Below are 23845 nucleotides of genomic sequence, written 5' to 3'. Positions count from 1 at the left end.
CGATCAGGTCGTCGGGATCGCGGTGCAATTGCCGCTGGCGCTGCCGAAGCTGGCAGTGGCCGAGTTGCAGGTCCAGCCGGCATACCAGGTGTCGCCGCTGTCCTTCACCGCGCCGACATAATTTGTCGTGGTGAAGGCGCTGTCGATCGTCTTGGGGTCGGTGGCCGTGACGGCGGTTTCAGTTGCGCCGTTGATGAACAGGCTGGTCAGCGACGGCGTGTAGCTGATCGTGCTGTTCGGGCCGGCCTCGAAGATCGACTGGACGACAGACACATCCACACCGCCCGTGCCCTTGTACGGCGTGGAATTGCACTGCATCACGACCGAGATGTAGCGCGGCTTGCCCGCGTCCTGAAGGGTCGTGTCCGCATCGCGAACGGTGGTGGCGCTGTTGATGCGCAGGCAGGTCTGAGTCGGGCTGACGATGATGCCGTTCACCAGTGCCAGGTCGGCGCCGCCGCGCAGCAACATGGTCGCGCCGTCGTCACCGGTGGTCGACCGCTGGATATGCGTGAAGTTCGCGACCTTCAGATACTGGCGGGGCAGAGCGTCCTCGCTGGCATTGCTCTTCGTCGCCGAACCATTGGAGTCGGTTTCGAGGAAGGTGTCGCCGATATTGTTGCCTTCGCGCTGGACCGAGATCACGAACTGGGCCGTGCCGCGGAAACCGACATCGGTATCCAGATTGTCATCCTCGTTACCGGTGAAGACCAGATATTTGTAGTTCACCGCGCCACCGAAGGTTTCGATGCCGTCATCCGAACTGTTGTGCACCTGGATATGGTCGATCACGGTGCCGGTGCCGACGCCCGACGGGGTCAGGCCCTGAAGTTCCTTGCCGTCTGCAAGCACGAAACCCGAATAACGGATCTGGACATAGCTCATGCGACCCGAGCTGTCGGCATCGTTCGCGCCGCCGTAAAGGGCATTGCTGGTGCCTTCGGTGTCGCGCTCGCACGCCGTCGTGCCGGGCTCGGCCGCCGGTGCCTGGCAGTCGGTGATCTTGGCGCGGCCAAGCAGCACGACGCCGCCCCACTGGCCGGAAGACTGGTCCGTCGTGGTGCCCAGGACGTTTTCACGGCTGGTGAAGATGATGGGCTTGCTCGCGGTGCCCACGGCGTTGAGCTTGTTGCCGCGGTTTACGGCCAGATAGGCATTGCCGGTGGACGCGAACACGACAACGCCCGGATCAACCGTCAATGTCACGTCGGTGTTGGTGCTCGCGGCGCCCTGATCGGTGCCGACATCGACGCGGCCGGGAAGCGAATAAATGACGCCGGCCACCTTGGCGATGGCGGTCGAGCTGTTGAAGCGCGCGGGGAAGGCGCAGTTGCGCCATGTGTTGGTGCCGTCGGAAATGGTGCCCAGATCGCTAAGCTGGTCCGCTCCGGACAGCGTCGGGCAACTGTCGGCCGGCGTCACGCTGGTGGGCGTGGGGGTCGGCGTCGGCGTAGGGGTCGGCGTGGGCGTCGGCGTCGGCGTCGGGATGACGATAGTGCCCTCGCCCGGCGATGCAATGTCGTCCGCGCCGCAGGCGCTCAAGCCCACGCAGGCGCAGCTCGCCATCAAAATCGTATGGATTCGGTTGATCTTGGCCATGTCGTCTCCGCTTCCGGCTCTTGCCGGGTTGTTTGAACTGCGGAGCGCAGGGGTATTTACGAATCGGACTGACGCCCCCTGTCGCCCTCAGCGGTGGCAGTTAGGGAGGGGCGATGACAGCCTCATTCCTTTTCGATGACGAAATGGCGTCTGTAATATGACGATTTAAAGACGTTTATGACAATCGTGCGAACAGGGCGCCGCCCGATGGACGACGCCCTGTTCCGCAATGCGGAAATCCGCGATTATCTCAACGCGCGGCGTAGCTGGGATTCAGCCGGCCAAGCGCCCGCCGGGCCACCGTTCGCGACGATTCCTCCTCGCCATTCGCCAGCAGCAATGTCATTTCAGGGGCAAAGCCCGCAGCCCGGTAAGCCTCCCGTGCCTGTTTCGTTCGACCCACTGCGGCATAGGCGTTGCCGAGGTTGATCAAGCGAGCCGGGTCATTTTCACCATAGGGCTGCATCGGCTCCAGCTTGGCGAGCGCCGTTTCGAAGCGGCCTGCAAGGAGGGATTGAGCCGCCAGCATCCCGTCGGGCGAACCGACGACGACCAACTCTTCCGACGCCGCGGCTGCGACCCCCGGCACCAGAGCGACGACAGCGAAACCCAACGCTATGGCAAGCTTCTTCACAGATTTTCTCCCGGCAAAACTTTCTAATATAGCTGGGATTATTTCATTGATATGACATTGGCGCAAGGCGCGACAAAAGCTTAAAATTCCATTTTCTTAGGCGTATTTTCAAGTGGTTATAAGTTTTACATGATAATGTCATAAAACTGCAATTTAAGCGGATCGGTTAAAAGCACCGATTCGAATCGACACAGAGCGTCGACAGGTCGCACCCGGTCTGTGATCCATCTTCATGGGAAAGGTCCGGAGGCTTCTGTTGCCCGGCGCCTCCGGGGGCCGCTGAATTCCCTTCTGTTGCCCGGTGGGTTCAACCGCGTTCTTTTTGGGTAATGTCAGGCCGTGAGGCCATCAATTACGCAGCAAGAGCAAGAGCCTCGTTATCGTTGGCACTTGTGAGTTTTGAACCTTTTTACGGCTTACTCAGGCCGGGTAAAAACACCGCTTTTCAACACACGTCGATCCTAGTTCGGCCCCATCAGAACCCCCGCGGGCCTTGTCGACCGGGCGGGAAATTTGGTGGAGCCGCCGGGTACTGCCCCCGGGTCCGCTGCGCCTATTGCACGATATAGTTTATCACCATAGCCGGGCGAACCCGGCACCTGCCTATATGGAGCGGTCGGCCGCCTTTATCAAGCGCCGGGCCGACAATCGCCCGGAACATCCCTCAATCCGCGAACAGCAGCGCCGGTGCCTCCAGCAGGCGCCGCACCGCCTGAACGAAGCTCGCCGCGTCCCAGCCGTCCACGACACGGTGGTCGCAACTGATCGAAAGGTTCATCAGCTTGGCCGCGACCACGTCCCTGCCCCGGAATATGGGCCGTTCGATCACCCGGTTCGGACCGATGATCGCAACTTCCGGCCGGTTGATGACCGGCGTGGTCGCAATCCCGCCCAGCGGACCCAGCGACGTCAAGGTCAATGTGGACCCGGACAGTTCGTCCGACCTGGCCTTGCCGCTGCGCGCCGCTTCCGCCAGGCGCCGGATCTCGTCGGCAAGCTGCCACACATTGCGATCCTGCGCATCGCGGATCACCGGCACCATCAGCCCCGCATCCGTCTGCGTCGCCAACCCGAGATGGACGGCCCCGTGCCGGGTCACCACGCCCGCTTCATCGTCGTAGCGAGCATTGATCATGGGAAATTCCGGAACGGCCTTGCAGATGGCGACGATCAGCAACGGAAGCATCGTCAGTTTGGGCCGCTCGCCGCGATTCGCGTTGAGTTGTTCGCGCAAGGCCTCCAGCGCGGTGACGTCTATTTCCTCGACATAGGTGAAATGCGGAATGTGCCGTTTCGACGCGGCCATATTCTCCGCGATCCGCCGACGCATCCCGATGACCTTCACAGGCTCATCCTGCCGTCGGGCGGATCGTCCTGCCGGGCGATAACCCTGTCTCTGTCCGTAGAGCAGATAGGCGTCCAGATCGGCATGCCTGACCCGGTCGCCGGTCGTTTTTACCTGAGCGAGATCGATGCCCAGTTCCCGGGCGCGCGCACGAACCGCCGGCGACGCGAGGATGGCATGGTCGCGCGTCGTCGCATCGCCATCCGCAATGGCGGCAATTTCCGGCTCGTCGGCAATGTCCCCGCGCGGTTCGGGACTCCCGGCTCCCTCGTGCACAGCAGCGTCACCCGGCGTTTCTGCCTCGATCAGGTCGCGCGACGGCGCCGGGGCCGCGGAGGCCTCACCCTCTGTCTCGATCTCGACGAGCATGGCCCCGATCGACACCTGATCGCCCGGTTCGCCTGCAAGTCTCAAGACGGTGCCGGCAACAGGACTTTCCATCTCCACGGTCGCCTTGTCCGTCATCATGTCGGCGATGGGCTGATCCTCCTCGACACGGTCGCCGACGCGCACGTGCCATCCGACGATCTCCGCCTCGGAAATGCCTTCGCCGATGTCCGGCAGCTTGAATGTAAAGAGAGCCATGACGCTCAGTCCTTCATGATCTTGGTAATGGCTTCGCGGATACGCACGGGGCCAGGGAAATAGGCCCATTCCAGGCTGTGCGGATAAGGCGTGTCGAATCCGGTGACGCGCTCGATGGGTGCCTCCAGATGATAGAAGCACCGCTCCTGCACCTGGCTGAGCAGCTCGGCGCCAAATCCGCTCGTCCGCGTCGCTTCGTGGACGATGAGGCAGCGACCGGTCTTCTTCACCGATGTCTCTATCGCTTCGATGTCTAGCGGCACCAGGGTACGCAGATCGAGTATCTCTGCATCGACGCCGGTGGCTGCGACGGTGTTTTCGACGACATGTACCATCGTGCCGTAGCACAGGATGGTCAGCGCTTCGCCCGCGCGCGCGATCCGCGCCTTGCCCAACGGAATGCGATAATAGCCCTGCGGCACCTGCGCCTCGGGATGCCCGGCCCAGCTTTTCGCCGGGGTATCGTAATGGCCGTCGAACGGGCCGTTATAGATGCGCTTGGGCTCGAAGAAGATGACCGGGTCATTATCCTCGATCGCGGCGATCAGCAGGCCCTTGGCATCGTAGGGCGTCGACGGGATCACCGTCTTGACGCCCGACACATGGGTAAAAATGCCCTCGGGCGACTGGCTGTGCGTCTGCCCGCCGAATATGCCGCCGCCAAAGGGCGAGCGCACGGTGAGCGGCGAAATGAATTCGCCCGCCGAACGATAGCGCAACCGTGCCGCCTCGCTCACCAACTGGTCCAGCGCAGGGTAGATGTAGTCGGCGAACTGGATTTCCGGCACGGGGCGCAGGCCATAGGCGCCCATGCCCACCGCAACGCCGATGATCCCGCACTCGGTGATCGGCGTATCGAATACGCGGTTCTTGCCATATTTCTGTTGCAGCCCGGCGGTCGCGCGGAACACCCCGCCGAAATAGCCGACATCTTCCCCCATGACGACAACGTCCGGGTCCCGATCCATCATCACGTCCATGGCGCTGTTGATCGCCTGGATCATGTTCATCTGTTTCGCGTCCACACGCGATTCCGCATTCACGACGGCGCTCGCCGCCACCGGTTCGATCGCTTCGCTCACAGGCCCGCCGCCTTCCATTCGTCCAGCATTTGCTGCTGCTGTTCCTTCAGGTGCCAGGGCATGTCCTCGAACACATCCTCGAACAGCGTCTCCATCGGATGATGCAGGCCATGGCCCAATATGCCGTTCTTTTCGGCTTCGCGCGCGGCATCCCGGACCATTTCGGCCAGTTCCCGGTCCATCGCCGCGTGGCGCTCGTCGTCCCATATCCCCTGGGCGATGCAATGCTGCTTCAGCCGGGCGATCGGATCGCCCAGCGGCCAAAGAGTGCTTTCCTCGGCCGACCGGTACGCGCTGGGATCATCGGACGTGCTGTGCCCCTCGACGCGATAGGTAAAATGCTCGATCAGCGTCGGCCCGCCATTGGCACGGGCCCGGTCGGCGGCCCAGCGCATCGCCGCATAGACGGCGAGCACGTCGTTGCCGTCGACCCGCAACCCGGCGATGCCATAGCCGATCGCGCGCGCCGCAAATGTGGTCGATTCAGCGCCCGCAAATCCCGAAAAGCTGCTGATCGCCCACTGGTTGTTCACGACATTCATGATGACAGGCGCGCGATAGACGCTGGCGAAGGTGCATGCCGAATGGAAATCGCCCTCCGCCGTAGATCCCTCCCCGCACCAGGTCGCCGCGATACGCGTATCCCCCCTGGCCGCGCTTGCCATCGCCCAGCCGACGGCCTGCGGATATTGAGTCGTCAGGTTGCCGGAAATGGAAAAGAAGCCTGCGTCCCGCGCCGAATACATGATCGGCAACTGGCGGCCTTTCAGCCGGTCGCCCTTGTTTGAATAGATCTGGTTCATCATGTCCACGATGGGCCAGTCCCGAGCGATCAATATGCCCTGCTGCCGATAGCTGGGAAAGCACATGTCGTCGCGCGCCAGCGCCAGCGCCGCGCCGATCGACACCGCTTCCTCGCCGGTCGACTTCATGTAGAAGCTGGTCTTTCCCTGCCGCTGCGCGCGGAACATGCGCGCATCGAAGGCCCGCGTGAGCGCCATGTAGCGCAGCATCCGGAGCAGCGTTTCAGGCGGCAGCTTCGGGTTCCAGGCCCCAACTGCCCGCCCGTCCTCATCAAGCACGCGGATCAGGCCATAGGCCATTTCACGCATCTCCGCCGGCTGCGCTGCCTCGTCCGGCCTGGGCTGGCTGCCGGCAGCGGGAATGTCGAAATGGGTGAAGTCGGCGCTCTCGCCCGGACGTGCGGGCGGCTCAGGCACATGCAGGCGCAGCGGCGGCAGGTTACGTCCCGCCGACGCTGGCGCGCCATCCGAATCCTCGGGACCAGTCATCCAGCCTCCTATTGTGCGTTGCAATAATATTGCGTTACGCAGATATTATATTTCAACGCCGCAAAAGGCAAGCCTTACTGACCCATATCCCTCCTCACATGCCATCGCGGCCGTGCTGCCAAAATGGCATCACACCGCCACGGGCGCCGGAATATGGCTTTGCGGCGTATAATCCACCACCTCGAAATCCTCGATCCTATAGTCGAAAATGCTTGAAGGCCGACGATTGATCCGTAGCTTCGGGCGTCCCGCCGGAATACGCGACAATTGTTCGTCCACCAGCGAGGCATGATTGAGATAGAGGTGCACGTCGCCCCCTTGCCAGACCACGTCGCCCGGCTCGAGGTCGCATTGCTGCGCCAGCATCCGCGTGATCATCGACAATCCGAAAATATTGAAGGCGAATCCCAGTCCCAGATCGCAGCTTCGCTGGAACAACAGTCCGTTGAGTTTCCCGTTCGCCACCTGGAACTGATAGGTCATGTGGCAGGGCGGAAGCGCCATCCGCCCCACTTCGGCGACATTCCATCCGGTAAAAAGCAGCCGACGCGAACCGGGCGTTTCGCGAATGGCCCGAACCAGATCGGAAATCTGGTCATGCCCTTTCCCCGCCTTGCGATACAGCCCGTCGCCCACCGGCTCATATCGGGGCCAGTTCACCCACTGTGCCCCATATACGGGCCCCAGGTCGCCCCACTGACGGGCAAAGGCGTCATCCTCGACGATACGCGCCTCGAAAGCCTCGCGGTCGATCGCCTCTCCGGTCGCCCGGCGATAGGCGTCGAGCGGCCAGTCGGTCCAGATATGCACGCCCTGGCGCACCAGTTCGCGGATATTCGTGTCGCCCGTCAGGAACCACAGCATCTCGCGCGCTGCCACCTTCCAATAGACCCGCTTCGTCGTGAGCAGCGGCACGGCCTCGTCATCCAGCGAAAAGCGCATAGTCGCACCCAGAATGGACCTTGTTCCCACGCCGGTCCTGTCGATCCGCTCGTCACCATCGCGCCATACCCGGCGCATCAGGTCCAGATATTGTTGTTCGTAATGGGGCTGGGACATGGCGGTGTAGACTTCATCCTGAAGTGACTCGGATGAAATCGCTCTAAACGAGGCGGCCGCCGCCGCCAACCGAGCCGTCGGATCGAACCCGCCGACAGGCATTCCGAAACGGATCGGGTTGCGGATGCGAGGCCGGTCGCCGCGGCATCATGCTGCGTCGGATGATTCACGCTGCGATGTTTGCAATCCTCGATGAAGGCTGGCAGCCCCGGATATGGCAACCGGCCGGGCCTGACTGGACCGCCGTCACCAGGGCGCTGCTCGCTCAGGGAAGCCGATGGCTCGCGCTGGTGCAGCTTCGTTCGGGCATGGCCTCGCCGGTGCCCATGCCGGGCGACGTGGCGCTGACACGCGCCCTGTTCCGCCATCTTCGCCTGCTCGACATGCATCTGGTCGACCATCTGATTGTTCAGGGCGATACGCACTTCAGCTTCCGCGCGCGCGGCCTGCTCTGAACTTCGCAAAAAAAGCGTCATTGAGCGCTTGCCAGCCCGGAAAGCCCTCACTATAGGCGCACTCCTGCCTTACGAGGCCGCTTCCAAGGCGGCATCGTTCTCGGTCGGGGAATAGCTCAGCCTGGTAGAGCACTGTCTTCGGGAGGCAGGGGCCGGAGGTTCGAATCCTCTTTCCCCGACCACATTATTCTGCGCATTCACGCGGATATTTCGGCCGGTTACGCGACTCTGTCGACCATGTAGAAGTCCCGCAGCGCCCGCGCGTCGTGCAGGGCGTTGTGCGGCACGCGACTGTTGGCCGCAGCGCTGAAACCCGCCGCATTGATGAGTTCCAGCTTCAGGCCGAAATCGACACCCGCCATGCGGCCAGGGCCAGTAACCAGCAACGCACAGAAATGCGCAAGATCCTCGGGCCAGTCCGCGATGATGACCGGGTCCTCGTCCCCTGCAAGATAAGCGGCGACCAGGTCGGCCGCCTCAACCCGGTCCAGTTCATGATCGGTGCCTGCGGGCACGTGCCGCAGATAGGGAATGACATGGCTTTCCACCCAGGGCTCTATCTCGTCAGGCAGCGGCATGGAGACGTAAAGTTCCTGGTCGCCATGTTCGGGTACCAGCGCGACGCTGATCAGCGTTCCGCCAAAGCCGTTGAATTCGGTGTCGAGAAAATAGCGCATGAAGAAGAAAAGGCCCGTCCATATCCATGTTGATGCGGCGATCATCGCCGGAGTCGAGGAATGCGATACCATCGACGACGAATGGCTGGCCATATCGCCGAGCCGGTGTCCGACCGCCTGTAGCATTTGCGCGACGGAAGCCAAGATGCCATGCGGAGCCGAACTCACGGAAAGGGAAAAATGACGCCGCGCGAATATCTGGGGTCCGCCGCCGTGCCGGGCGGGCAGGAACTGAAACTCTATCGGCGAGGCAGCGATTTCATGATCGTGCTCGACCGCAACGAGTTGATGAGCAGCCGCATGAGCGGCTCCGAAAAGCAACTCGCGCTGATGACCATAGATCGATTGGCCGGGCGCAAGGCGCCGCATCTGCTGATCGGCGACTATGGCATGGGCTTTACCCTGCGCGCGGCGCTGGGGGCGCTTGACGGCTCTGCGCAAATCACCGTGGCCGAACTGGTGCCTGAGATCATCGAATGGGCGCGTGGCCCGATGACCGACCTGGCCGCCGGTTGCCTGGACGACCCGCGTGTGCGCCTGGTGCTTGACGATGTCGTGCATGTTATCGCGGCGGGCCACGGCCGCTATGATGCAATCCTGCTCGACGTCGACAATGGCCCGGACGGCCTGACCGCCGCCGCCAATGACCGGCTCTACAATGGCAAGGGGCTGGATGCCGCGCGCGCCGCGCTGAAACCGGGCGGCATCCTCGCCGTCTGGTCCGCCGGCTCCGACGATGCCTTTACTCGCCGCCTGCGTGGCGCCGGTTTCGACGTCGATGAGGTGGCCGTCCGCGCGCGCGACAATGGCAAGGGGCCACGGCACATCATCTGGTTTGCGCGGAAGCGTTGAACAGCCGCCTTGCGAAGATGCGCCCGCGCGGGCCATAGATGCATCAACCGACACGCCAGGCCAGAAGGATGCCGGAGTGATAGAGACCGTAGCGACCACCCCTTTTACCGACCAGAAGCCCGGCACGTCCGGATTGCGCAAGAAGGTTCGGATATTCGCCCAGCCCCATTATGCGGAAAATTTCATCCAGTCGGTGTTCGACAGCCTTGAAGGGTTCGCCGGCAAGACACTGGTGGTGGGTGGCGACGGCCGCTACCTCAATCGCGAGGTCATCCAGACCGTCCTGAAAATGGCGGCCGCCAACGGCTTTGGACGCGTGCTGGTGGGTGCGGGCGGCATCCTGTCCACCCCGGCCGCCTCGCACCTGATCCGATCGTCGGGCGCGTTCGGCGGGCTCATCCTGTCCGCCAGCCACAATCCCGGCGGTCCGGACGAGGATTTCGGCATCAAATATAATATCGGCAACGGCGGCCCGGCGCCGGAGAAGGTGACGGACGCGATCAACGCCCGCACGCTGACGATCGACAGCTACCGCACGCTCGACGCGGCGGATGTCGACATCGACAGAATCGGCACCAGCCGGCTTAGCGACATGACCGTAGAGGTGGTCGATCCGGTCGCCCTTTATGCCGAATTGATGGAAAGCCTGTTCGATTTCGACGCGATCCGCGCGATGATCGCCGGCGGCTTCACCCTCGCCTTCGATTCCATGAGCGCCGTTACCGGCCCGTATGCGACGGAGATTTTCGAAACCCGCCTCGGCGCGCGCGCCGGCACGGTGATGAACGGCACGCCGCTCCCCGATTTCGGCCATCATCATCCCGACCCTAACCTGGTCCACGCGAAACAGCTCTATGACCGGCTGATGGCCACCGACGCGCCCGATTTCGGGGCTGCCTCCGATGGCGACGGGGACCGCAACCTCATTATCGGCCGCCACTGCTATGTCACTCCCTCGGACTCGCTGGCGGTGCTTGCCGCCAACGCGCATCTCACCCCCGGCTATGCCGACGGGCTCAAGGGCATTGCCCGCTCCATGCCGACCAGCGGCGCGGCCGACCGGGTCGCGCAGAAGCTCGGGCTGCCGCTATATGAAACACCGACCGGCTGGAAATTCTTCGGCAACCTGCTCGACGCCGGCATGGCGACCATCTGCGGCGAGGAAAGCGCCGGCACCGGGTCCGACCATGTGCGCGAAAAGGACGGCATCTGGGCCGTGCTGCTCTGGCTCAACATCCTTGCCGTCCGCCGGCAAAGCGTCGCTGCGATCATGGCAGACCATTGGGCAACCTACGGCCGCAACTATTACGCCCGCCACGATTATGAGGCGATCGCCAAGGACCGGGCCGACGCGCTGATGACCGCGCTGCGCGGCAAGCTGGACAGCCTGCCGGGCACATCGAACAGCGGCGGCATGGTGAAGAGTGCCGACGACTTCGCCTACACCGACCCGACAGATCAGTCGGTCAGCCGCAACCAGGGCATCCGCATCCTGTTCGCGGATGGCTCGCGCGTGGTGTTCCGCCTTTCGGGCACGGGCACCGAAGGAGCAACGCTGCGCGTCTATATCGAGCGCTATGTCGCCCCAGGCGGAGATCTCGCGCTGGACACCGGCGATGCGTTGGCGCCTCTGATAGCCGCCGCGCAGGAGATCGCGGACATCAGCGGCTTCACCGGCATGCGCGGACCCAGCGTCATTACCTGAAACGCCCGATGCGGTCCGGCTGGCGGACAGCGGCCCTGTCGTTCGTCTGACCGGCAGACTATGCCATTTGCCATGATGACCGAAGCGGCCGCCCGCGACACCCTGAGACGCGCCCTTGCGGAAATCGGCTTCGCACGGCTTCCGGCGGCGGAATGTTTCGCCCTGCTGGATGTCGAAGCCGACGACTGGCGCCAGTTTGCAGACAGCTGGAACAATCTGGGTCCTGATCTCTACATGGCCGATGGCGGGCGCTATCGCCGGCGCCGCCACGCCACACTATTCAGCGAATATGGCCGGATCGTCCGCCAGAGCCACCAGCCGCACTTCCAGAGCCGCGACTATAACCCCCTGAACGGCGATGTTCAGCGCTGGTTCGACCCGGTCGCTTCCGCCACCGTCGAGAACCCCGTGATGCCCGCCGTCTTTCGCCTCTGCCTGCATGCATTCGACCCGTCGGGCGCGGGTCGCTGGCACATCGAAATGCACCAGTTCAGGATAGAGGCGCAAGAGGGGTCGTCGGGACGCCCCACGCCCGAAGGAATGCATCGCGACGGGGTCGACCATGTTTTCGTGATGCTGATCGACCGACATAATGTGCGGGAAGGCGTGACCCGCATCGGCACGGCCGACGGCACGCCGCTGGGGGAATTCACGCTGGCCGATCCCGGCGACGCCATGATGGTCGATGATCATCGCATCTTTCATGGCGTCACCGAGATCCACGCCATAGATCCCCGACAGCCTGCCTGGCGTGACGCGCTGGTGGTGACGTTCGCGACGACGTAAACCGCTATTTGAGCAGCACCAGTTCCTCCGCCATGCTGGGATGGAGCGCCACCGTGTCGTCGAAATCCTGCTTGGTCAGGCCCGCTTTCACCGCCACCGCGGCAGCCTGCAATATCTCGGGCGCATCCGGGCCGATCATGTGCAGACCCACGACACGATCGGTCGTCGCATCGACGACCATCTTGTAGAGCGCGCGTTCTTCGCGCCCGGCCAGGACATTCTTCATCGGTCGAAAATCCGATGTGTAAATCTTGACCGTGCCCAGCGTGTTGCGCGCCTGCGCCTCGGTCATGCCGACGCCCGCCAGCGGCGGATGGCTGAATACGGCGGAGGGCACGCACCCATAATCGACGGTGCGGGGGTTGTTCCCGAACAGGGTGTCGGCGAATGCGTGTCCCTCGCGAATCGCGACGGGCGTCAATTGCAGACGGTCGGTTACGTCGCCCACCGCGTAGATGCTGTCGCAACTGGTCCGGCTATACTCGTCGACCTTGATCGCGCCCTTGTCGTCCAGTTCGACCCCGGCCGCCTCCAGCCCCAATCCGTCCGTATGCGGCCGGCGCCCGGTGGCGAACAGGACCACATCCGCCGGGACCGGATCCCCGTCCTTGAAGCGGACGCAGAGCGTGCCGTCCTCATTCTTCTCGACCTTTTCCATGTGGGCGTTGAACCGGAAGTTGATGCCCTTCGTCATGGAAATCTGAAGCAGGCGGTCGCGGACCGATTCGTCATAGCCGCGCAGCAGCGTGCCGCCACGATTGACCATGGTCACATGACTGCCGAACTGGTGGAAGATGCCGGCGAATTCGTTGGCGATGTACCCCCCGCCGACGATCACGATGCGACCGGGGCATTCATCGAGATGGAACACCTCGTTCGACGTGATGCCATGTTCGGCACCCTCGACATCGGGCACGACCGGCCAGGCACCGGTAGCGACCAATATATATTTCGCGCTGATTTCGCGCCCGCCGGCCAGCTTGACCGAATGCGGTCCCGTAACCGTCGCCCGCTCCGCGATCAGTTCCACCTTGTGGTTGTCCAGCGTGTTCCGGTACAACCCTTCCAACCGGTCGACATCGGCCAGCACATTGTCACGCAGCGTCGTCCACTCGAAATCGCAATCGGGCACATTCCAGCCGAACCGACGCGCATCCTTCAGATCCTCGGCGAAATGCGCGCCATAGATCAACAGCTTCTTGGGCACGCACCCGCGGATGACGCAGGTACCGCCGACCCTGTGCTCCTCCGCCACGGCCACCTTCGCCCCATGGGCCGACGCGACGCGCGACGCGCGGACGCCGCCCGATCCGGCGCCGATGACGAAAAGGTCGAAATCATAGTCGCTCATGCCTGCCTCCGCTGGGAATGCGGCGGATATGGCGGCTGGGGGGACCAGTTACAAACGGGATTTTCTGCCTCTTCATATTCGCCGAGGGCGCGGGAGCTTCAGCGCCCCAAAGCCAGGTCGATCAGCGCCATCGTCGACGGATCGAATCCTCGCGGACCGTCCGCCTCGATGGATCTGGCGATTTCCTTGCCCAGTTCCACGCCGAACTGGTCGAACGGATTGATGCCCATCAGGACGGCATTGGCGAAGGTGCGATGTTCGTAGAAGGACAGCAGCGCGCCCAGGGTCTCCGGCGTCACATCGTCCAGCAGGATGGTGGTCGATGGCCGGTTGCCGGGATAGGCTCGCGCCGGATCGCTGTCGTTCGCGCGCCCCTGCATCAGCGCGGCGCCCTGCGCGAAGCAATTGACCAGCAACGCCCGGTGATGGGCCGGATCAAGCGCATGCCCCGGCTCGATCGAGGCGATGAATTCGACCGGCGTCAGGACCGTCCCCTGATGCAGAAGCTGGAATACCGCATGCTGCGCATCGGTGCCGACGCCGCCCCAGGTTATGGGCGCAGTCGGCCCCTCGACAGGGCTGCCGTCGCGGGTCACGCTCTTTCCGTTGCTCTCCATTTCCAGTTGCTGGAGATAGGATGGCAGCAGCGCCAGCCGTTCGTCATAGGCGAACAATGCACGCGACTGGCACCCCATCACCCGCGCATAATATTGGTCGACAAAGGCCGCGATCAGCGGAGCGTTCTGCGCCGGAGGAGACAGGCGGAAATGCCGGTCCATCGCCGCCGCGCCCTCCAGCAGGCTCTCGAACGCGTCCCATCCCAGCGCAAGAGCGGCCGGAAAGCCGATCGACGACCAGAGCGAATAGCGGCCGCCCACGCTTTCGGAAAATGGCAGGATCCGGGTTTCGTCGACACCCCATTCGATCGCCTTGTCCGGCGCCGCGGTCAAGGCAATGACGCGGCCATAGGGATCGTCCACCCCCGCTTCGACCATCCAGTTGATCGCGCTTGCCGCGTTCAGCATCGTTTCGGTCGTGGTGAACGTCTTTGATGCGACAGCGATCAGCGTCGCATGCGGATCGAATCCTTCGATCGCCCGTTCGAGCGCGGTCCCGTCGACATTGGATACGATGGCGACGTCGTAGCGCACGCCGTCACCGTCCAGCGCGTCGACGATCAGCTTTGGCCCAAGCGCAGATCCGCCTATGCCGATGTGCAGGATGTGCCGCACATCGCCCAAGGCACCCGCCTCGATCGCATCGATCAGCCCGCGCATACGGCTGTGCAGCATCTTCGCCCGGGCGACGCTTTCCGGATTGCCCTCGCCGCGTTCGGCCGGATGCTCGGCCGCCCGCCCTTCGGTGTTGTTGACGGCGGCGCCCGCGAACAGCGCATCGCGCTGCGCGGCGAAGCCCCGGGCGTCCGCAAGTGCCAGAAATTCATCCATCGCCGCATCGGTCAGATGCGTCTTGGACCAGTCGAAACGTATGGCCCCCTGCGCCAGGACGAATTTCGACAGGCGGTCCGGATCGGTATCGAAAACGGTCTTGAGTTCGGGCTGTGGCAGCGCGGCGATCGCCGCGATTGCAGAATTGGGCATTCTCATTCCCCCTCATGACATTGGTCGAAAGCGACGCCGCGCCGGTCGATTCCCGCTCTGCTTAGACGCGTGCGCGACGCATTGCACCATGCAGCGTGCTTGACGCGGGGTTTACGAGGCCGCAAAAGCCGCGACGGCCTCTTTGCGGGCCGAAACGAAGGAAATGACGGGCACGCATGAGCGCAAAATCGGAAACGCGGGACTTCCTCTGGTTTCTCGCAAAGCTGGCGGTATTCGTCTTCATCCTGCGCAGCTTCATCGTTTCGCCCTTCAACATTCCGTCGGAATCGATGCAGCCGCGCCTCCTGATCGGCGATTATCTGCTCGTCGCCAAATGGCCCTACGGCTATTCGCGCTATTCGCTGCCCTTTTCCGTACCGCTCATTCCCGGCCGGATTTTCGCCTCCACGCCGCAGCGCGGCGACGTGGTGGTGTTCAAGGCACCGCCCAACCAGAAGAACGACTATATCAAGCGGGTGATCGGCCTGCCGGGGGACATGATCGCCGTGCGGGGCGGCACCGTCTATCTGAACGGCCAGGCGATCCCCAAGCAGAAGGTCGCCGATCTGGTTATCCCGGTAACGCCGAACATGGTCGACGCCGCGCAGAAGGAAGGTAGCCCGTCGCCCTGCTATCGCGCCAAATTCGAGGAGGCGGCGGCCGGCGGCGGGCGGGAATGCCGCTATCCCCAATATCGCGAAACCTTGCCGGGCGGCAAAAGCTACAATGTCCTGGACCTGGTGCCGGACGGGGCCGCTGACGACCGCGACACCGTGCTCGTTCCCGAAGGACATCTCTTCATGATGGGCGACAATCGTGACCGCAGCGCCGACAGCCGCTTTCCCGCGGTGGACGGCGGCGGCATCGGCCTGGTTCCGGAACAGAATCTTGTCGGCAGGGCGATGATTTCGGTCTTTTCGACCGACGGGAGCGCCAACTGGCTGCTGCCCTGGACATGGTTCACCGCCGCGCGCTGGAACCGCATCGGGGAGGGTTTTTGAACAGGCCCGACACGGACGGGTGGCTGGCGGCGCTCATCGGCCGCGCGCCGCGCGATCGGGCCGCCTTCGTGCAGGCACTGACCCATGGCAGCGCCAATGCCGTCAATTATGAGCGGATAGAGTTTCTGGGCGACAGGGTGTTGGGCCTGCTGATCGGCGAATGGGTCTACGAACGGTTCGCCAACGAGCCGGAAGGCAAGCTTTCACGCCGGTTCAACGCGCTGGTATCCGGTGAAACCTGTGCGGAGGTCGCCCGTCGCGCGGACGTGCCCAAGCATGTCATATTGGGCAAGCAGGCGCGGGACGACGGCGCGGCCGACAGCGACAATGTCCTGGGTGACGTCATGGAGGCACTGATCGGCGCCCTCTATCTGGAGGGCGGACTGGACGAGGCGCGAATATTGGTCCGGCGGCTCTGGGGCGACCGCGTCGATACCCAGACAAGCGCGCCGCGCCATCCCAAGTCCGCACTCCAGGAATGGGCCGCGGCCAACCGGCGCAAGCCGCCCGAATATAGCCTGACGGATCGGTCGGGGCCGCATCACGCGCTGCGCTTCACCGTGACGGTCGCGATCAAGGGCGCGGGCGAGGCCACGGCAACCGGCGGATCGAAGCAGGAGGCCGAAACCGCTGCCGCGAAAGCGCTGCTGGAGAAGCTGGCGGGCTAGGGAAGCCTGCAAAAGCCGTTCACGCTGAACTTGTCGAAGCGCTCCACTTCTTCTTTTTCGCGCGTGATGCCCTTCTGGACCTACATGTTCCATTGCGCGGACCGCAGTTTCAACATGGGTCACGCCGATAATCTCGAAGCCCGCGTCACCCCGAATGAGCAAGGCCAAATCTTGGGCTGCACGCAAACCGGGCGGCCGATAAAACTGGTCTGGTCGCAGCCGTTCGCCACGCGTATGGAAGCGCTTGAGGCCGAGCGGCGGATCAAGGGCTGGAGCCGGGCGAAGAAACCGGCTCTGATCAGGGAGGATTGGCCATTGATCGCCAGCTTGGCGTGATCGAACACGGAAAAGTAAGGCGCTTTGACACGCTCAGCGCGAACGGAGTTAAGTTTGGAAAGGCCAGAATTTCAATCATCCCAGCGCTGCGGCGTTGTCGCCGTGGTCGGCGCGCCCAATGCCGGAAAATCGACGCTGGTCAATGCGCTGGTCGGGCAGAAGGTGGCCATCACCAGCCCCAAGGCGCAGACGACGCGTACCCGCGTCATGGGCGTGGCTATCGAAGGCGATGCGCAGATCGTGCTGGTCGACACGCCCGGCATCTTCGCACCGCGTCGGCGGCTGGACCGCGCCATGGTGCAGGCCGCCTGGGGCGGCGCGCAAGGCGCAGACCTGATCGCACTGATCGTCGATGGCAAGGCAGGCCTTGGCCCCAAGATGGAACCGATCGTCGAGGCTTTGATCCATCGGCCGGAACGCAAATGGCTGATCCTCAACAAGGTCGACATCGCCATCAAGGAAAAGCTGCTGGTCCATACGCAGAAGCTTTACGAGCGTGTGGCCTTCGAAGAGACGTTCTTCATCTCTGCCCAGACGGGCGACGGCCTTGCGCAGCTCAAGACCGCCTTCGCGGACGCCATGCCGGACGGGCCCTGGCATTTCCCCGAAGACCAGGTGTCGGATGCCACAGACCGCATGCTGGCAGCGGAAATCACGCGCGAACAGCTCTATCACCAGCTTCATGCCGAACTGCCCTACGCCGCCGCGGTCGATACCGAACAATATAAGGAGCGCGAAGACGGTTCGGTCGAGGTGCATCAGCAGATACTCGTCGCCCGGCCGACACAGCGGGCCATCGTTCTCGGCAAGGGCGGACAGCGGCTCAAGGAAATCGGGTCGAAAGCGCGTGCCGAACTCGCCCAGTTACTGGGGGTCAAGGTTCATCTTTATCTGCACGTGAAAGTGAAGGAAGACTGGGAGGACGACCGCTTCATCTATCGCGACATCGGCCTTGACTGGGTGGACTGACGCGTCACGGCAATCGAATATTTACCGACCGTGCCTAATCGGCGGTCATGCGTCCATATCTCAGAGCCGTCATCGGGGTCGTATTTTCCGTGAGCACATCGATGGCCGGCATGGCCATCATGTCATGCTTTCCGGGCATGGGCATTCCGTTGCCCTACTGGATATTCGGCTTTTGCGCGCCGCTGTTCATTTCCACGCCTGTCTGCCTGCTGCTCGCGCGACAGGCCGAACAGAAACGGCAGCTTGCCAAGACCCTGCATGCCGCGATGGAAGAATTGCGCCGGTTGGCGGAAATCGACCAGATGACGGGCCTGCTCAACCGGGCCAGCTTTCTGTCGCGCCTGGAAAAGGCACGGTTGGCAACGCCCGGGCTTTGCCTGCTGATCGACGTGGATCATTTCAAGGCGATCAACGACCGTGCCGGCCATGCGGCAGGCGATCAGGCCTTGAAGAGCATCGCGGAAAGCCTGCGGCACGCCGTTCGGGACGAGGATCTTTGCGGACGGCTGGGCGGCGAGGAATTCGCTGTCTATTTGTCGGGCGTTCCGGAAGCGCTTGGCGCGACGATGGCCGAGCGCATCAGGGAGACGGTGGAAGCTCTTGTCATCCGCGCCGAACATGGGCCGGTCATCCGGCCGACGATCAGCGTCGGATGCGCCCATGCCCGGGATAGCTTGAGCGCGGAACAGATGCTGCGCCGCGCCGACCTCGCCATGTACGCAGCCAAGGCGGCGGGCAGGAACCAGGTCCGCCTCGCCGCCTGATCCTCATTCGGCGGCCGCTGCCTTTTTCTTCGCCGGGGCCTTCTTGGCGGCCGGTTTTTTCGCTCCGGCATCCTTCTTTGCTGCCGCTTTTTTCGGGGCGGCCTTTTTCTTGCCCTTCTTCGCCGGAGCCGCGGCAGCGCGCGCGTCGATCAGTTGCGCCGCCTCCTCCAGCGTCAGTTGGTCCTTGTCGATGGTCTTGGGCAGCGTCGCGTTGGTCGTCCCGTCGGTGACATAGGCGCCATAACGGCCTTCCATCAGCTTGATTTCGGCCTCCGTGCGCGGATGCGCGCCCAATATTTTCAGCGGCGCGCGCGCAGATGCCCCGCGCCCTCCGCGATTGGCGGCCTCGGCAAGCTTCACAACGGCGCTGTTCATGCCCACTTCGAAAATCTCGGCCGTGTTCGCCAGCCGCCCATATTTGCCGTCATGCAGCAGATAGGGACCAAAGCGCCCGATATTGGCGACGATCGGCAGCCCCGTCTCCGGATGCAGCCCTACCTCGCGCGGCAGGCTCAACAGCTTGACCGCCCAATCGAGCGTCAGCTCGCCGTCCGGCAGATCCTTGGGGATGGAGCCGCGCTTGGCCTCCTTGCCCTCGCCCATCTCGATATAGGGCCCGAAGCGACCGGACTTGCGCGTGATGTCCTGTCCGGTCTCCGGGTGCTGCCCCAGCACCTCCGGCCCCGTGTCCTCGCCTTCCTTGCCGCCCGGCTGGCCGAATTTGCGGGTATATTTGCACTCGGGATAGTTGGAGCAGGCAATGAACGCGCCGAACCGCCCGCCGCGCAGGGAAAGCTGCCCGTCGCCGCACAGCGGGCAAGCGCGCGGATTGCTGCCGTCCGCCTTGGGCGGAAACAGCATCGGCTCCAGGAACTTGTCCAGCGCCGCCGTGATGTCCGACGGCTTCTGCTCCATCACCTCGGCGGTCTTGGGCTTGAAATCCTTCCAGAAGGCTTCCAGCACTTCCTGCCACTGGGCACGGCCGCCGCTGATCTCGTCCAGCTCGTCCTCGAGGCCGGCGGTGAAATCATAGGAGACATAGCGCTCGAAGAACCGCTCCAGAAAGGCCGTGACCAGCCGCCCGCTCTCCTCGGCGAAGAAGCGGTTCTTCTCGATCCGCACATAGTCGCGGTCCTTGAGCACCTGAAGCGTGGACGCATAGGTGGACGGTCGCCCGATCCCCAGTTCCTCCAGCTTCTTGACCAGCGACGCTTCGGAATAGCGCGGCGGCGGCTGCGTGAAATGCTGTTCGGCCGTCACCCTTTTCTTGGCGGGGGCGTCGCCCTGCGCCATGCGCGGCAGGATTTTTGAATCATCATCGTCGCTATCGTCGCGACCTTCCTCATAGAGCGCGAGGAAGCCGGGGAAGATCACCACCTGGCCGGTGGCGCGCAGCGCATGCTGGCCCGTGCCGTCGACCAGGTCGATCGTGGTCCGCTCCAGCCGCGCGGACGCCATCTGGCTCGCCAGCGCCCGCTTGAAGATGAGGTCGTAGAGCCGTGCATGGTCGCCCGACCCCACCTTGTCGCGCCCGAACTCGGTGGGGCGAATGGCCTCGTGTGCTTCCTGCGCATTCTTGGCCTTGGTCTGATACTGGCGCGGCTTTTCGGGCAGATAGCCGCCGTCATAACGATCCGCGATCGCCTTGCGCGCCGCTGAAATGGCGCTGCCGTCCATCTGCACGCCGTCCGTCCGCATATAGGTTATCGCGCCATCCTCGTAGAGCTGCTGCGCGATCCGCATGGTATGGCTGGCGGAGAAACCGAGCTTGCGCGCGGCTTCCTGCTGCAAGGTCGAAGTCGTGAAGGGGGGCGGAGGATTGCGGGTGAGCGGCTTGGTCTCGACCTTGTCGACGGTGAAACGCCCCGCCTCCACATCGGCCTTGGCCGCCATGGCATCGCCCTCGCGCCCGATGGTCAGCCGCTCGATCTTCTCGCCCTTCCAGCGGACGAGGCGCGCGGTGAAGGCCTGCCCGCCCTGCTCCATTTCGGCGGCGACCGACCAATATTCCTGCGGGGTAAAGCTCTCGATCTCGCGCTCGCGCTCCACCACCAGCCGCAGCGCGACCGACTGGACCCGCCCCGCCGACTTCGCGCCCGGCAGCTTGCGCCACAGCACCGGCGACAGGGTGAAGCCCACCAGATAATCAAGCGCCCGCCGCGCGCGGTAGGCGTCGATCAGATCCTCGTCCAGGGCGCGCGGTTTCGCCATCGCGTCAAGCACCGCCGCCTTGGTGATCGCGTTGAACGTCACCCGGTCGACCGTTTGCGGCAGCGCCTTCTTCGCGCGCAGCACTTCCTGCACATGCCAGCTGATCGCTTCCCCCTCGCGATCGGGGTCGGTGGCCAGGATCAGGCGGGTCGCCTTCTTCGCCTCGTCGGCGATGGCTTTGAGCTGCTTGCCCTTGTCGCCATAATTTTCCCACTGCATGGCAAAGCCATCGTCGGGATCGACCGAACCGTCCTTTGCCGGCAGGTCGCGGATATGACCGTAGCTGGCAAGGACATGGAAATCGCCGCCCAGATATTTCTCGATGGTCTTCGCCTTGGCCGGCGATTCGACGATGACAAGCTGCATTCAGGCCCCGGTAGAAAAGTCTCTCACGTACACGCGCGAGTCTGTAGGGGGGTGGCGGAAGGCGTCAAGCGTTCTGCTGCCGCCGCGCCATCTCCGTCAGGAATGCCAACAGCAACGCCGCGCCGCTGCCCACCCACATCGCATCATGCTTCAGCATCGGAAACAGCGATGCTCCCGTCACCGCTCCGGCAACAAGCCCCAGCCACAGCATGGCATAGCCACCCCAGCCGGGATGCCGCCGGCCGGTCACGACACCGGCCAGCCCCAGACCGATGCGCACCAGGCTGCCCGTCATGTAGGTCAGCCCCAGCGGCGCCCGCCCCTCCTTTTCGAATATCGTGTTCTCCGCACCCATCGCCAGCGCCAGCAGCCCGGCGGTCCATAGCGGCGAATGCCCCGTCACCAGTCCTGCCGCCGCCAGCAGCACCGCGACCAGCACCAAAATCGTCGCGCTTTGCCACCGACCGGCGGCGGCGCCGACGATCGCCCCGCCGCAGACACCCGCCACGAAGCACAGGATCAGGATGCCGGCCGCCATCGCATCGCTCCGCGCGCTCGCGATCCCTACCGCCAGCCGCGTCGAATTGCCGCTCATGAACGACACGAAGAAGCCCGACGAGGTCAGGAAGCCAAGCGCATCGACATAGCCCGCCAGGAAGGCGAGCGCGATCGCCAGCGATCGCAGGTTGCGATCGAACCGGATCATCGCGCCGACCCGGCGATCATGACAGGCTCGCTCATGACAGCGCGACCCGCCCGCCCGCATGGCGCGCCAGCCCGCCCGCCAGCTCCAGTTCCAGCAGCACCGTCTGCACCACCGCCGGCGACAGGCCGGACAGGCGGATGATTTCGTCCACCGGCACCGGCGCCGCGCCCAGCAGCGCGATCACCGCCGCGCGCTCGCCCTCCGCCACGTCGCTCGACACCGGCGCGTCGATGAAGTCAAAGCTGCCCTGCCGCACCATCCTTGGATCGAAACCGCCGATCGCCTCCATCACGTCCGCGCCATTCTGCACCAGAATCGCGCCCTCGCGGATCAGCAGATTGCAGCCCTGCGCACGTGGGTCGAGCGGCGATCCCGGCACCGCCATCACCTCGCGCCCTGCCTCTCCGGCCAGCCTCGCGGTGATCAGCGACCCGGATTTGGGCGCCGCCTCCACCACCACCGTCCCCAGCGCCAACCCGGCGATGATCCGGTTGCGCGCCGGGAAATGGCGGGCGAGCGGCTGCACGCCCGGTGGATGCTCGGTCACGAGCAGGCCTTCGCTGGCGATCCGCTCCTGCATATCCGCGTTTTCCGGCGGAAAAACGATATCGATGCCGCAGGCGATCACGCCGATCGTACCGCTGTCAACCGATCCGCGATGCGCCTCCGTATCGATGCCGCGCGCCAGCCCGGACACGATGACCGCGCCCCGTCCCCCCAGATCCTGCGCCAGCGTCCGGGCGAAGCGGCATGCAGCCGCCGATGCGTTTCGCGCGCCGACCATCGCGACGCAGGGCCGATCCGTCAGCGCGATGTCGCCCCGGACGATCAGCGCGGGCGGCGCGCCTTCCATCTGGCCCAGCAGCGCCGGATAATCGGCATCGCCCATCAGCAAATATCGTGCGCCGAGCGCTCGCGTCGCAGCAATCTCCCGCTCGACGGCGCCGGCATCGGCCACGCTCGCCCTGCCGCCACCGCGCGCCGCAAGATCGGGAATGGCGCGAAGTGCCTCACCCGCCGTCCCGAACCGGGCGAGCAATTGCCGGAAGCTGACCGGTCCGATCCGGGGAGAGCGGATGAGCCGCAGCCGGTCGAACCGTTCCCGCTCGCTCATTCGGCGGTGGCGCTCTTGGACTTGCCGACCCTGGGTTCTTCGCCCCTCATCAGCCGCGCGATATTGGCGCGGTGCCGCCATAGCAGGATCAGCGCCATCGCGAGGCATATGGGCACGAACTCGATCCGGCCCAGGAAAAACATCGCGACAGGAGCGCTGATGCCCGCCGACATGCCGCCGACGGACGACCAGCGCGTGCCGAACAGCATCGCCAGCCACACCAGCGCGAAGACGATCCCGGCCGGCCAGTATAGCGCGCTGACCACGCCCATCATCGTTGCGACGCCCTTGCCCCCGGCAAAGCGCAGCCATACGGGATAGCAATGGCCGATGAAGGCCATCGCTCCGGCCATCGGTCCGCCACCATCCAGCAATGCCGCGCCGATCAGAACGGCGGCCGCGCCCTTCAGCAGGTCAAGCAGCAAGGTCGCCGCCGCCAGCCCCTTGCGCCCCGTCCGCAGCACATTGGTCGCGCCGATGTTGCCGGACCCGATCTGGCGCAGGTCGCCCGCGCCGGTGAACCGGGTGAGCAACAGGCCGAAAGGAATGGAACCGAGCAGATAGCCCAGGACCAGCACAAAAAGGGGAAGAAGCCAGAAAGGTGCCATGAAGTTCGCCGATAGAAGATACGCGCGACCATAGCGTGACAAGCGCGCGGGGCAATGCGGATGTTGACACTGTCGGCGG

At 64.0% G+C, this 23845-nt stretch carries 22 protein-coding genes, 1 tRNA gene and 1 other RNA gene; 10 read left to right on the top strand and 14 right to left on the bottom strand.

Annotated features, from left to right (window positions below; genetic code table 11):
- Nucleotides 1-3 precede the first annotated feature (3 nt).
- From J3E64_RS13620 to thyA, 7 genes are all read right to left on the bottom strand, one after another.
- Nucleotides 4-1599, bottom strand: coding sequence for a hypothetical protein (locus J3E64_RS13620; RefSeq protein ID WP_253343561.1), 1596 nt, complete (start codon nt 1597-1599; stop codon nt 4-6).
- 250 nt (nt 1600-1849) lie between these two features.
- Nucleotides 1850-2233, bottom strand: coding sequence for a tetratricopeptide repeat protein (locus tag J3E64_RS13615; protein ID WP_253343560.1), 384 nt, complete (start codon nt 2231-2233; stop codon nt 1850-1852).
- 280 nt (nt 2234-2513) lie between these two features.
- Nucleotides 2514-2870: a transfer-messenger RNA gene (gene ssrA, locus J3E64_RS13610) on the bottom strand.
- A 27-nt stretch (nt 2871-2897) separates the two neighbouring features.
- Nucleotides 2898-4163: a dihydrolipoamide acetyltransferase family protein gene (locus J3E64_RS13605; protein WP_253343559.1), complete on the bottom strand. Its 1266-nt coding sequence runs from the start codon at nt 4161-4163 to the stop codon at nt 2898-2900.
- A 5-nt stretch (nt 4164-4168) separates the two neighbouring features.
- Nucleotides 4169-5173, bottom strand: a complete 1005-nt coding sequence (locus tag J3E64_RS13600) for an alpha-ketoacid dehydrogenase subunit beta (RefSeq protein WP_253343641.1) — start codon at nt 5171-5173, stop codon at nt 4169-4171.
- Between the two features lie 68 nt (nt 5174-5241).
- A complete protein-coding gene (locus tag J3E64_RS13595; protein ID WP_253343558.1) occupies nt 5242-6537 on the bottom strand; it encodes a 3-methyl-2-oxobutanoate dehydrogenase (2-methylpropanoyl-transferring) subunit alpha in 1296 nt (431 codons plus the stop codon).
- A 129-nt stretch (nt 6538-6666) separates the two neighbouring features.
- A complete protein-coding gene (gene thyA, locus J3E64_RS13590; RefSeq protein WP_253343557.1) occupies nt 6667-7596 on the bottom strand; it encodes a thymidylate synthase in 930 nt (309 codons plus the stop codon).
- A 176-nt stretch (nt 7597-7772) separates the two neighbouring features.
- On the opposite strand from thyA, the gene J3E64_RS13585 reads away from it, so the two are divergent.
- Nucleotides 7773-8051 (top strand): JAB domain-containing protein, encoded by a 279-nt coding sequence (locus tag J3E64_RS13585; protein WP_253343556.1) that lies wholly within the window; start codon nt 7773-7775, stop codon nt 8049-8051.
- A 105-nt stretch (nt 8052-8156) separates the two neighbouring features.
- Nucleotides 8157-8233, top strand: a tRNA-Pro gene (locus J3E64_RS13580).
- Between the two features lie 36 nt (nt 8234-8269).
- Here the strand turns inward: J3E64_RS13580 and J3E64_RS13575 are convergent.
- Nucleotides 8270-8728, bottom strand: a complete 459-nt coding sequence (locus J3E64_RS13575; protein ID WP_253343640.1) for a hypothetical protein — start codon at nt 8726-8728, stop codon at nt 8270-8272.
- Between the two features lie 180 nt (nt 8729-8908).
- Here J3E64_RS13575 and J3E64_RS13570 point away from each other — a divergent pair, with 180 nt between their 5' ends.
- From J3E64_RS13570 to J3E64_RS13560, 3 genes are all read left to right on the top strand, one after another.
- Nucleotides 8909-9580: a spermidine synthase gene (locus tag J3E64_RS13570; RefSeq protein ID WP_253343555.1), complete on the top strand. Its 672-nt coding sequence runs from the start codon at nt 8909-8911 to the stop codon at nt 9578-9580.
- A gap of 76 nt (nt 9581-9656) precedes the next feature.
- The gene (locus J3E64_RS13565; protein WP_253343554.1) at nt 9657-11285 is read left to right on the top strand and encodes an alpha-D-glucose phosphate-specific phosphoglucomutase; all 1629 of its coding nucleotides are present in this window, start codon (nt 9657-9659) and stop codon (nt 11283-11285) included.
- Nucleotides 11286-11360: 75 nt separating this feature from the next.
- Nucleotides 11361-12071 carry a 2OG-Fe dioxygenase family protein gene (locus tag J3E64_RS13560; protein WP_253343639.1) on the top strand — a complete coding sequence of 237 codons (711 nt, stop codon included), beginning with the start codon at nt 11361-11363 and terminating at the stop codon, nt 12069-12071.
- Between the two features lie 4 nt (nt 12072-12075).
- Here the strand turns inward: J3E64_RS13560 and gor are convergent, their stop codons facing one another.
- Together gor and pgi are read right to left on the bottom strand one after the other, a co-directional pair.
- On the bottom strand, nt 12076-13422 hold the full coding sequence (gene gor / locus J3E64_RS13555; protein ID WP_253343553.1) for a glutathione-disulfide reductase: 1347 nt from the start codon (nt 13420-13422) through the stop codon (nt 12076-12078).
- Between the two features lie 98 nt (nt 13423-13520).
- Complete coding sequence (gene pgi / locus J3E64_RS13550) at nt 13521-15023, bottom strand: glucose-6-phosphate isomerase (protein WP_253343552.1); 1503 nt, start codon at nt 15021-15023, stop codon at nt 13521-13523.
- 176 nt (nt 15024-15199) lie between these two features.
- Between pgi and lepB the strand changes: the two genes are divergently transcribed.
- The 5 genes from lepB (at nt 15200) to J3E64_RS13525 (ending at nt 18761) form a co-directional block, all read left to right on the top strand.
- A complete protein-coding gene (lepB, locus tag J3E64_RS13545; protein WP_253343551.1) occupies nt 15200-16024 on the top strand; it encodes a signal peptidase I in 825 nt (274 codons plus the stop codon).
- Nucleotides 15979-16692: a ribonuclease III gene (gene rnc, locus J3E64_RS13540; protein ID WP_253343550.1), complete on the top strand. Its 714-nt coding sequence runs from the start codon at nt 15979-15981 to the stop codon at nt 16690-16692. The genes lepB and rnc overlap by 46 nt, the downstream gene beginning before the upstream one ends.
- Before the next feature lie 30 nt (nt 16693-16722).
- Complete coding sequence (locus J3E64_RS13535; protein ID WP_253343549.1) at nt 16723-17028, top strand: GIY-YIG nuclease family protein; 306 nt, start codon at nt 16723-16725, stop codon at nt 17026-17028.
- 54 nt (nt 17029-17082) lie between these two features.
- Nucleotides 17083-17997, top strand: coding sequence for a GTPase Era (gene era / locus J3E64_RS13530; protein ID WP_253343548.1), 915 nt, complete (start codon nt 17083-17085; stop codon nt 17995-17997).
- Nucleotides 17998-18098: 101 nt separating this feature from the next.
- Complete coding sequence (locus J3E64_RS13525) at nt 18099-18761, top strand: GGDEF domain-containing protein (RefSeq protein WP_253343547.1); 663 nt, start codon at nt 18099-18101, stop codon at nt 18759-18761.
- Between the two features lie 3 nt (nt 18762-18764).
- Here J3E64_RS13525 and topA read toward each other — a convergent pair whose 3' ends face one another.
- The 4 genes from topA to plsY form a co-directional block, all read right to left on the bottom strand.
- Nucleotides 18765-21338, bottom strand: coding sequence for a type I DNA topoisomerase (gene topA, locus J3E64_RS13520; protein WP_253343546.1), 2574 nt, complete (start codon nt 21336-21338; stop codon nt 18765-18767).
- A 64-nt stretch (nt 21339-21402) separates the two neighbouring features.
- Nucleotides 21403-22044 carry a YoaK family protein gene (locus tag J3E64_RS13515; protein ID WP_253343545.1) on the bottom strand — a complete coding sequence of 214 codons (642 nt, stop codon included), beginning with the start codon at nt 22042-22044 and terminating at the stop codon, nt 21403-21405.
- Nucleotides 22045-22075: 31 nt separating this feature from the next.
- A complete protein-coding gene (gene dprA / locus J3E64_RS13510; protein ID WP_253343544.1) occupies nt 22076-23158 on the bottom strand; it encodes a DNA-processing protein DprA in 1083 nt (360 codons plus the stop codon).
- On the bottom strand, nt 23155-23766 hold the full coding sequence (plsY, locus tag J3E64_RS13505) for a glycerol-3-phosphate 1-O-acyltransferase PlsY (protein WP_253343543.1): 612 nt from the start codon (nt 23764-23766) through the stop codon (nt 23155-23157). The genes dprA and plsY overlap by 4 nt, the downstream gene beginning before the upstream one ends.
- Between the last annotated feature and the right edge of the window lie 79 nt (nt 23767-23845).

It is taken from the genome of Sphingobium sp. OAS761, from assembly GCF_024168485.1.
In the GTDB taxonomy this organism is placed as follows: Bacteria; Pseudomonadota; Alphaproteobacteria; order Sphingomonadales; family Sphingomonadaceae; genus Sphingobium.
The sequence above is the reverse complement of the archived record's forward strand: the minus strand, read 5'-3'. Positions and strand labels throughout refer to the sequence as shown.

Excerpts from the sequence above, each read along its gene's own strand:
- pgi (WP_253343552.1), bottom strand. The coding sequence starts at position 15,023 with ATGCCCAATTCTGCAATCGCGGCGATCGCCGCGCTGCCACAGCCCGAA.
- J3E64_RS13525 (WP_253343547.1), top strand. The coding sequence starts at position 18,099 with ATGGCCGGCATGGCCATCATGTCATGCTTTCCGGGCATGGGCATTCCG.
- gor (WP_253343553.1), bottom strand. The coding sequence starts at position 13,422 with ATGAGCGACTATGATTTCGACCTTTTCGTCATCGGCGCCGGATCGGGC.
- plsY (WP_253343543.1), bottom strand. The coding sequence starts at position 23,766 with ATGGCACCTTTCTGGCTTCTTCCCCTTTTTGTGCTGGTCCTGGGCTAT.
- J3E64_RS13585 (WP_253343556.1), top strand. The coding sequence starts at position 7,773 with ATGTTTGCAATCCTCGATGAAGGCTGGCAGCCCCGGATATGGCAACCG.
- J3E64_RS13600 (WP_253343641.1), bottom strand. The coding sequence starts at position 5,173 with ATGAACATGATCCAGGCGATCAACAGCGCCATGGACGTGATGATGGAT.
- J3E64_RS13575 (WP_253343640.1), bottom strand. The coding sequence starts at position 8,728 with ATGCGCTATTTTCTCGACACCGAATTCAACGGCTTTGGCGGAACGCTG.
- thyA (WP_253343557.1), bottom strand. The coding sequence starts at position 7,596 with ATGTCCCAGCCCCATTACGAACAACAATATCTGGACCTGATGCGCCGG.
- J3E64_RS13620 (WP_253343561.1), bottom strand. The coding sequence starts at position 1,599 with ATGGCCAAGATCAACCGAATCCATACGATTTTGATGGCGAGCTGCGCC.
- lepB (WP_253343551.1), top strand. The coding sequence starts at position 15,200 with ATGAGCGCAAAATCGGAAACGCGGGACTTCCTCTGGTTTCTCGCAAAG.
- J3E64_RS13595 (WP_253343558.1), bottom strand. The coding sequence starts at position 6,537 with ATGACTGGTCCCGAGGATTCGGATGGCGCGCCAGCGTCGGCGGGACGT.
- J3E64_RS13570 (WP_253343555.1), top strand. The coding sequence starts at position 8,909 with ATGACGCCGCGCGAATATCTGGGGTCCGCCGCCGTGCCGGGCGGGCAG.
- J3E64_RS13560 (WP_253343639.1), top strand. The coding sequence starts at position 11,361 with ATGACCGAAGCGGCCGCCCGCGACACCCTGAGACGCGCCCTTGCGGAA.
- rnc (WP_253343550.1), top strand. The coding sequence starts at position 15,979 with ATGGTTCACCGCCGCGCGCTGGAACCGCATCGGGGAGGGTTTTTGAAC.
- J3E64_RS13605 (WP_253343559.1), bottom strand. The coding sequence starts at position 4,163 with ATGGCTCTCTTTACATTCAAGCTGCCGGACATCGGCGAAGGCATTTCC.
- topA (WP_253343546.1), bottom strand. The coding sequence starts at position 21,338 with ATGCAGCTTGTCATCGTCGAATCGCCGGCCAAGGCGAAGACCATCGAG.
- J3E64_RS13515 (WP_253343545.1), bottom strand. The coding sequence starts at position 22,044 with ATGATCCGGTTCGATCGCAACCTGCGATCGCTGGCGATCGCGCTCGCC.
- dprA (WP_253343544.1), bottom strand. The coding sequence starts at position 23,158 with ATGAGCGAGCGGGAACGGTTCGACCGGCTGCGGCTCATCCGCTCTCCC.